Source organism: Staphylococcus intermedius NCTC 11048 (genome assembly GCF_002902385.1).
In the GTDB taxonomy this organism is placed as follows: domain Bacteria; phylum Bacillota; class Bacilli; order Staphylococcales; family Staphylococcaceae; genus Staphylococcus; species Staphylococcus intermedius.
This window is the reverse complement of the sequence record NZ_PPQH01000055.1, coordinates 1-4,438: the sequence shown is the minus strand read 5'-3', so window position 1 is coordinate 4,438 and position 4,438 is coordinate 1. Positions and strand designations below refer to the sequence as shown.

The following is a 4,438-nucleotide window of genomic DNA, read 5'->3' as shown; positions in this document are numbered from 1 at the left end:
AGTATTTTATTATCCTCTTTTATGCGTCTAAAGCGTCTATACAGTAGACGCACATAGAAAAAATAAGTTAATACGTCTACAGTGCAGACGCAAAATAATTGACCTTAATAGTTAATAAATTATAGTGAAATCAAGCCAAAGGATAAGGTTATTTTTAATAATATTAAGTTTACAAAGGTAATGAAATATAACAAAAAGGGGGATAGCTGATAAAGGTTGAAATGAGTACAAATCAACTTAAGATTAACCAGGTAGCAATTGAATGCAATACGTCTACAGTGTAGACGTAATAACATGTGAAAGGATGATAGCAATGAGTAATACCAATATAAATATTGAAGAAATACGTAAGTGTATAGATGAATGCAAAAAAGAAAGAAAAGAGAACGCTAAAATTACAGGTATCTACAAAGAAGAATTACATGAAGCGGAAAAATTAATAAAAGAATTAGGATATATGGACTTCTATGTATATAAAGATATTAAGGATGCTGAAAGCGTACAAGTGTATGATATCTTAATATTCAACATCTAAAAACGTCTACAGTGTAGACGTATAAAAGCTATAGTTAAAAGGGATTCTGATTTAAGAAACAATGATGTAGAAGTGCAATTATAAAACTACAAAAGTAATTAAATATAATAAAAGCTAATAACTATAAAACGTCCGCAGTGTAGACGCATTGTTTTAAGGGAGGTGTTAACATGCTAATAAATATTAGGGACAACATATATATAATACATTTATGTTATAGCGCTACAGGAGATTTACAGATGATAGGTGTTGCAGGTAACGAAGTTGTTTATTTAACCAAGGACATAAACAACTCAATATTAGAAAAGGTAATTGTATTTGATAGAGATAATGGACTAATCAATGAAAATGAATTGATTAGATATGGATTGATAGAAAATGAGCCAATATCAACACCAAGCATTAATAATAATGTTTATCCAGTTTATAAAATAAAAACGAAAGCATTCAGACATTTAGTAGGAGGTAATTTCAATGTTAGAAGTTAATAATCAAAATATAGATTATGATAAGGGCGATCTGTTAGAACTTAATAGTAATGATATTCATATAAGTGATATTCTAGAATATCACTTATATGATGGAGTGGATGAAATAGAAGCGGTTATATATATCGAAAATATGATTAATAAAAACTTGTAAATGAAATTGCTGAGAAATGCTCTGAGTTGCATCGAAAGTAGTTATATAAGGTATAGATAACCCTTAACGTTTGAGAGAGTAAATCACAGCTAATTTACAAAAGTAATAAGAAATTATATAAATTCATTATATCATTATTTAAATAACGATATAATGAATTTAACTTAATAAGAACGAATCAAAAAAATTTAGCTCTATTTTTACAAAAGCATCTAAATATAACAGGAGGGATTTAAAATGATAATGTTAGCTGGAGATATTGCAAAGAAGATAAGAAAAGATTTAAAAGAAGTTTTAGGATACAACAGAAATCATGTGAGTGTCACAAAGCATGGAGAAAATGCTGTATTGGTGAAAGTAAAAGATAAAGAGATAAATAAAGAAGAAATCAAAGAGTTTGCGAAGCATTATGAAAGTGTACATCAAGATGAGGTTACTGGAGAAATATTAAGTGGTGGTAATACATTTGTATTTGTACAATGAAAAATATGGCAGGTGCTAAAGCACTTGCCATATTTTATATCCAATAAAATTATATGTAATAAAAATAAAACAGTTAGAAATACTAATATGTTATAGTTTGAAAATTGGGACTGAAAAATATAAAATTAGTTATAGGATAAACAGTATCATAAAAGAGACTGTTTAATTTAAGACCTCAATTATTGGTTAGATTTTCTATGTTTATACTAGCAAAGTTACTACTGATATACAATATAATTTAATATGTATCATTAACCCTTAAAATCCTAAATAAGTCATTCAAATGATATTTGTTGAGCAAAGTTGGTAATAATAAAAAGTATATTAATCGGATGACTATTTAGACTTATATAGGGGACTCTATTGAATCTATAAAATAAATATAATTATTAAAAAGGTGGTAATTGTTATGGCTAATACGAAGACGCAAAAACAACTTACAATATCTAAACAAAAAAGCGAGAATATTTTAAATTGGTTTGTAAATGATGCACATTGGAAGTTACTAAGTGAGAAATTAAGTGCTGGAAAAAGTTCAATATTTAGATATAAAAAAAGTTTGAACGAATTAGAAGCGGAAACAGATGCGTTTGATGCTTTAGCACAGACATTCACGTTAAAGCACTTAAATATTGTTATAGAGCTGTTTAACGATTATGTAGAACATCCTGAAAAATATGAAAAGCCGAAAACCAAGAAAGAAATCAACATCGAAAAACAAGCAGAAGTCGTTAAAAAACACATGGAAGAAATGAATATGGATTATTCAAAACCAAAAGGTAGTAAAAAATCCACTGATAACAATGAGGGAAAATCAGAAAACCACCAAAGTACAAAAGAAATACTCAAAAAGCATGCGCAGCAAGCACAAAAGGCGCGCGAAGAGATTAATAAGTTACATCCTGATAGCGAAGAAAGAAAGCGGAAAGAAGCAGAATTCGAGGCTAATAAAGTCGATAGGATAAAAGAATTCTGGCAAAGTAAACGCAATAATGAATAGAGGTGAGTATATGGAGAAGGTGTGGCGTTATACGATAGATTTACCACCAATGGGGACTCCTAGACCTAATCATAGGTTTGTGGAGGGGGGGAAGACGATCACTTATTACCCGCAAAAGTACGTCGACTATATGGACGCTGTACAAAAACAGTTAAAAGCTGATAATGCGATAAATGACGAGTTTTTTGCAGTCATGAACACACCTTTAGGAGTGAAAGCAGAAGTAGCATTTTATGTTCAAGCTCCTAAATCTCAGAAGGAAATTAAAAATATAATGCGTACTACAGCGCCTGATATAGACAATTTACTTAAAGCGGCTATGGATAGCATATTTAAAGGTCTAAAGGTGAAAGACAGCAGAATCACAATGGTATCGATGGCTAAGTTTCAGGAAATGGACCATCCAAGGACAGAAATAGTTTTAAGGGGGATAGAATGAATAATGGCTACTAACCTAGATAAATTTTTAACGATAGAAAAGATGATGCAAGAAGCGGAAGAGCATATGGAAGTATATTTGAGTGCTTTAGAAAAAAGATATGAGTATATGAATGATTACCGACGAGAATATAGTAATCTATCGCACACATTGGGGCGTATAGTACAGTCGATAAAAAGCGGTTCTGAAAGTGAAGAAAATCATGAGATGTTTATAATTGCTAAAGGTGCCAGGATTAAAATAGATGAGCATATAGACCGTTTAGAAGAGCTTAAACAAAACGATCCCTATACGGACTATAATAAGGCTATTGAAAGACTAAGAGCAGCTAAGAGCCGTTTAAACGGAAGATTATTAAAAAGTAACGTAGAAGAAGCTAGAAGTCTATTAAACGCAAATGATATAAACGTCGAGGAAGTAGACGCATTGTTAGAATACACACCTCAGCATCAAGATGTAGAGGCAGATAACAAGCTAATTAAAACGTTGGAAAACGTCCGCAGTGTGTACGTAAGTAGCTTTGTTGTTTATAGAAAGTCTTGCGAAGAGAATGATGATGTATTTAATGCTGTAGATGGTGCAATTGATGAGCTATTAGAAGTGGGTTATAGAGAAGAAGCGGACTTATTAACCGATGCAATGCCAGATATTGAAAATGAGAGAGGGAAGCGGCCAGATCCCGAACCGCTTCTAAATCTATTACAGCCCATAAAATCCGCTGGATTAGAGTATTTTCAAAGTGGTAATAAAAACTCGCATTCATACGATCTGTGTACTAGCTTTTCGAAAGAACTTGCTTATGTAAGGAGAGCGTTGTTGGAAGACAGAGAATATATAGGCACAAGGAATGCGTTCAATCGACTATTGGCAGCGTATGAACAACTATCTCAATATATGTATGAAAGATTCCATCAACTAGGCGGAGTACCTTATAACTACCACGGCCATGATAGCAGAAATTAAAACAAACAGCGTCATATCAAATGATAAGGCGCTTTTCTTTTTGAGAAAAAATAAGTCCCAAAAAAGAGACTAACGCGACGTAACAACACATAAGAGAGTAAATAAACCCAACATATAACAAATATAAGCAAAAGTAAAACAAAAATCAAGAATAAAATGCATATTAAAAGAAGTAAAAGAAAAACAAAATCAAACAAAAATGACAAAGAATAATAAATAAAAATGAGGAACGAAAAACAAAAAGAAGTCCCAAAAATGAAACCAAAAAGAAATGACACAAAAGGTAGTCCCAAAAAAGAGACTGAAGAGCAAGTGCTATGGGCTAATAGCCCATAGCACTTGCTCTTCAGTCTCTTTTTTGGGACTACCTTTTGTG

General features: G+C 31.6%; 7 protein-coding genes. All 7 read left to right on the top strand.

Annotated elements, in window-relative coordinates:
- Positions 1-313 precede the first annotated feature (313 nt).
- A complete protein-coding gene (locus CD138_RS11475; protein ID WP_096560241.1) occupies positions 314-535 on the top strand; it encodes a hypothetical protein in 222 nt (73 codons plus the stop codon).
- Between the two features lie 239 nt (positions 536-774).
- Positions 775-1,023: a hypothetical protein gene (locus CD138_RS11470; RefSeq protein WP_115341658.1), complete on the top strand. Its 249-nt coding sequence runs from the start codon at positions 775-777 to the stop codon at positions 1,021-1,023.
- Positions 1,010-1,177 carry a hypothetical protein gene (locus CD138_RS14280; RefSeq protein ID WP_167414209.1) on the top strand — a complete coding sequence of 56 codons (168 nt, stop codon included), beginning with the start codon at positions 1,010-1,012 and terminating at the stop codon, positions 1,175-1,177. Before CD138_RS11470 ends, CD138_RS14280 begins: the two co-directional genes overlap by 14 nt.
- Positions 1,178-1,414: 237 nt before the next feature.
- Entirely contained in the window at positions 1,415-1,660 is a 246-nt protein-coding gene (locus CD138_RS11465) for a hypothetical protein (protein ID WP_019168964.1), read from the top strand.
- 409 nt (positions 1,661-2,069) lie between these two features.
- Positions 2,070-2,660, top strand: a complete 591-nt coding sequence (locus tag CD138_RS11460; RefSeq protein ID WP_019168965.1) for a hypothetical protein — start codon at positions 2,070-2,072, stop codon at positions 2,658-2,660.
- On the top strand, positions 2,653-3,099 hold the full coding sequence (locus CD138_RS11455) for a RusA family crossover junction endodeoxyribonuclease (RefSeq protein ID WP_308446769.1): 447 nt from the start codon (positions 2,653-2,655) through the stop codon (positions 3,097-3,099). The genes CD138_RS11460 and CD138_RS11455 overlap by 8 nt, the downstream gene beginning before the upstream one ends.
- Before the next feature lie 3 nt (positions 3,100-3,102).
- The gene (locus tag CD138_RS11450) at positions 3,103-4,062 is read left to right on the top strand and encodes a hypothetical protein (RefSeq protein ID WP_019168967.1); all 960 of its coding nucleotides are present in this window, start codon (positions 3,103-3,105) and stop codon (positions 4,060-4,062) included.
- The last annotated feature ends 376 nt before the right edge of the window (positions 4,063-4,438 follow it).

Excerpts from the sequence above, each read along its gene's own strand:
- CD138_RS11475 (WP_096560241.1), top strand. The coding sequence starts at position 314 with ATGAGTAATACCAATATAAATATTGAAGAAATACGTAAGTGTATAGAT.
- CD138_RS11450 (WP_019168967.1), top strand. The coding sequence starts at position 3,103 with ATGGCTACTAACCTAGATAAATTTTTAACGATAGAAAAGATGATGCAA.
- CD138_RS14280 (WP_167414209.1), top strand. The coding sequence starts at position 1,010 with ATGTTAGAAGTTAATAATCAAAATATAGATTATGATAAGGGCGATCTG.
- CD138_RS11455 (WP_308446769.1), top strand. The coding sequence starts at position 2,653 with ATGAATAGAGGTGAGTATATGGAGAAGGTGTGGCGTTATACGATAGAT.
- CD138_RS11460 (WP_019168965.1), top strand. The coding sequence starts at position 2,070 with ATGGCTAATACGAAGACGCAAAAACAACTTACAATATCTAAACAAAAA.
- CD138_RS11470 (WP_115341658.1), top strand. The coding sequence starts at position 775 with ATGATAGGTGTTGCAGGTAACGAAGTTGTTTATTTAACCAAGGACATA.
- CD138_RS11465 (WP_019168964.1), top strand. The coding sequence starts at position 1,415 with ATGATAATGTTAGCTGGAGATATTGCAAAGAAGATAAGAAAAGATTTA.